Source organism: Lacticaseibacillus salsurae, assembly GCF_045862175.1.
Classification (GTDB): domain Bacteria; phylum Bacillota; class Bacilli; order Lactobacillales; family Lactobacillaceae; genus Lacticaseibacillus; species Lacticaseibacillus salsurae.
Map to the genome: position 1 here is coordinate 1 of NZ_BAAFZI010000091.1, position 3,132 is coordinate 3,132.

Consider the following 3,132-nt stretch of genomic DNA (forward strand, 5'->3'; position numbering starts at 1 on the left):
TTGAAAGTTTGCACTTTCAAAACTGGACATCATTGTATTTAGTTGCCTTGAACCGTATTTGTGCTAACCACCTGCTGGCAATTACGACCAACAGGGTTTTTGGTTAAGTCCTCGACCGATTAGTACTGGTCCGCTCCAAACATCGCTGCTCTTCCACTTCCAGCCTATCTACCTGATCATCTCTCAGGGGTCTTACTTCCATAAAGGAATGGGAAATCTCATCTCGAGGGGGGCTTCACACTTAGATGCTTTCAGCGTTTATCCCTTCCGTTCATAGCTACCCAGCGATGCGCCTGGCGGCACAACTGGTACACCAGCGGAACGTCCATCCCGGTCCTCTCGTACTAAGGACAGCTCCTCTCAAATTTCCTGCGCCCGCGACGGATAGGGACCGAACTGTCTCACGACGTTCTGAACCCAGCTCGCGTACCGCTTTAATGGGCGAACAGCCCAACCCTTGGGACCGACTACAGCCCCAGGATGCGATGAGCCGACATCGAGGTGCCAAACCTCCCCGTCGATGTGGACTCTTGGGGGAGATAAGCCTGTTATCCCCAGGGTAGCTTTTATCCGTTGAGCGATGGCCCTTCCATACGGAACCACCGGATCACTAAGCCCGACTTTCGTCCCTGCTCGACTTGTCAGTCTCGCAGTCAAGCTCCCTTATACCTTTACACTCTGCGAATGATTTCCAACCATTCTGAGGGAACCTTTGGGCGCCTCCGTTACATTTTAGGAGGCGACCGCCCCAGTCAAACTGCCCACCTGACACTGTCTCCCACCACGCTTAGTGGTGCGGGTTAGAGTGTTCATACAGCAAGGGTAGTATCCCACCAATGCCTCCACCGAAACTAGCGTTCCGGCTTCTACGGCTCCTACCTATCCTGTACAAGCGGTACAAACACTCAATATCAAGCTACAGTAAAGCTCCATGGGGTCTTTCCGTCCTGTCGCGGGTAACCCGCATCTTCACGGGTATTAAAATTTCACCGAGTCTCTCGTTGAGACAGTGCCCAAATCATTACGCCTTTCGTGCGGGTCGGAACTTACCCGACAAGGAATTTCGCTACCTTAGGACCGTTATAGTTACGGCCGCCGTTTACTGGGGCTTCAATTCTGGGCTTCGCTTACGCTAACTCATCCTCTTAACCTTCCAGCACCGGGCAGGCGTCAGCCCCTATACGTCATCTTACGATTTAGCAGAGACCTGTGTTTTTGATAAACAGTTGTTTGGGCCTATTCACTGCGGCTGTACTTGCGTACAGCACCCCTTCTTCCGAAGTTACGGGGTCATTTTGCCGAGTTCCTTAACGAGAGTTCGCTCGCTCACCTGAGGCTACTCGCCTCGACTACCTGTGTCGGTTTGCGGTACGGGTAGTTTATTTCTCACTAGACGCTTTTCTTGGCAGCGTGACATCAGGAACTTCGCTACTTAAATTTCGCTCCCCATCACAACTTGTCCTTATAGTCGCAAGCATTTCACTCACGTCAAGACTTGTTGCTTGGACATCCATTTCCAACCGGATGCTTTCCTTAGCCTTCTGCGTCCCGCCATCGTTCAAACAAAATAAACTAGTACAGGAATTTCAACCTGTTTGTCATCGACTACGCCTCTCGGCCTCGCCTTAGATCCCGACTAACCCTGGGAGGACGAGCCTTCCCCAGGAAACCTTAGTCATACGGTGGACAGGATTCTCACCTGTCTTTCGCTACTCATGCCGGCATTCTCACTTCTAAGTACTCCAGTAGTCCTCACGATCTACCTTCAACGCGCTTAGAACGCTCTCCTACCACGCATCCTTACGGATGCATCCACAGTTTCGGTATTATGCTTAGCCCCGGTATATTTTCGGCGCAGGGTCACTCGACTAGTGAGCTATTACGCACTCTTTAAATGGTGGCTGCTTCTGAGCCAACATCCTAGTTGTCTGTGCAACGCCACATCCTTTTCCACTTAGCATAAATTTAGGGACCTTAACTGGTGATCTGGGCTGTTCCCCTTTCGACAATGGACCTTATCGCTCACTGTCTGACTCCCAGAGTAAGATAATTGGTATTCGGAGTTTATCTGAATTCAGTAACCCTTGACGGGCCCCTAGTTCAAACAGTGCTCTACCTCCAATATCCATCCTCTGAGGCTAGCCCTAAAGCTATTTCGGAGAGAACCAGCTATCTCCAAGTTCGTTTGGAATTTCACCGCTACCCACAACTCATCCCAGCATTTTTCAACATACACGGGTTCGGTCCTCCAGTGTGTTTTACCACACCTTCAACCTGGTCATGGGTAGGTCACTTGGTTTCGGGTCTACACCAACATACTAACTCGCCCTATTCAGACTCGCTTTCGCTACGGCTCCGGCTTTTCACCTTAACCTCGCATGTTAGCGTAACTCGCCGGTTCATTCTACAAAAGGCACGCCGTCACCCATTAACGGGCTTCGACTTATTGTAGGCACACGGTTTCAGGAACTATTTCACTCCCCTTCCGGGGTGCTTTTCACCTTTCCCTCACGGTACTGGTTCACTATCGGTCACTAGGGAGTATTTAGCCTTGGGTGATGGTCCACCCGGATTCCGACGGAATTTCACGTGCTCCGCCGTACTCAGGATCCAGAACGGAGGCTAACAGATTTCGACTACAGGGCTTTCACCTTCTGTGGCGCAACTTTCCAGTTGACTTCGTCTACCCGTTAACTTGGTAACTCCAATGTTCTGTCCTACAACCCCAAAGTGCAAGCACTTTGGTTTGGGCTGTTCCCACTTCGCTCGCCGCTACTATGGGAATCGCAATTGCTTTCTCTTCCTGCAGGTACTTAGATGTTTCAGTTCCCTGCGTCTGCCTCTAATGTGCTATGTATTCACACAAAAGTAATCATCTGATGATGACTGGGTTCCCCCATTCGGAAATCTCCGGATCAAAGCTTACGTACAGCTCCCCGAAGCATATCGTTGTTAGTCACGTCCTTCATCGGCTCCTAGTGCCAAGGCATCCACCGTGCGCCCTTTGTAACTTAACCTTGATCGATTAATCGATCGGTTAGCGATTCGAATCTCTTTCGAAACTCAATACAAATACGCTGTGTTCTCGGCATTTCTATATTACAATGATATCCAGTTTTCAAAGAACAAACA

General features: G+C 50.1%; 1 rRNA gene. It reads right to left on the bottom strand.

From position 1 onward, the window contains the following. Positions 1–99: 99 nt before the first annotated feature. Positions 100–3,017, bottom strand: a 23S ribosomal RNA gene (locus tag ACKTSG_RS13530). Positions 3,018–3,132: the final 115 nt, after the last annotated feature.